This is a genomic window from Pseudomonas sp. Ant30-3, assembly GCF_000690905.1.
Lineage (GTDB): Bacteria > Pseudomonadota > Gammaproteobacteria > Pseudomonadales > Pseudomonadaceae > Aquipseudomonas.
The window spans coordinates 1-479 of record NZ_JMCL01000193.1 but is presented as its reverse complement, the minus strand read 5'-3'; the positions used below and the strand labels follow the sequence as shown (position 1 = coordinate 479).

At 53.2% G+C, this 479-nt stretch carries 2 tRNA genes and 1 rRNA gene; all 3 read right to left on the bottom strand.

The features are described from left to right. Positions 1-33: 33 nt before the first annotated feature. Positions 34-109: transfer RNA gene (locus DU29_RS0128675), tRNA-Ala, on the bottom strand. A gap of 10 nt (positions 110-119) precedes the next feature. Beyond that, positions 120-196: transfer RNA gene (locus tag DU29_RS0128670), tRNA-Ile, on the bottom strand. A gap of 123 nt (positions 197-319) precedes the next feature. Continuing rightward, positions 320-479 (bottom strand): 16S ribosomal RNA (locus DU29_RS0128665); the annotation flags it as partial.

The window sequence follows — 479 nt, the reverse complement described above, 5'->3', positions numbered from 1 at the left end:
CATTTCTAAACTCTAACGTGTCAAAGCAGTTTATGGTGGAGCCAAGCGGGATCGAACCGCTGACCTCCTGCGTGCAAGGCAGGCGCTCTCCCAGCTGAGCTATGGCCCCATAACAAAATTGGTGGGTCTGGGCAGATTCGAACTGCCGACCTCACCCTTATCAGGGGTGCGCTCTAACCAACTGAGCTACAGACCCAATTTCGAGCTTGTAACTGTTAGCCATGAGCTATCAGCTTGGAGCTTAAAGCTGCTTCTATCGTCTTCTTCAATGAATCAAGCAATTCGTGTGGGAGCTCATGGAGCAGCTGATGTCGTCGATTAAGGAGGTGATCCAGCCGCAGGTTCCCCTACGGCTACCTTGTTACGACTTCACCCCAGTCATGAATCACACCGTGGTAACCGTCCTCCCGAAGGTTAGACTAGCTACTTCTGGTGCAACCCACTCCCATGGTGTGACGGGCGGTGTGTACAAGGCCCGG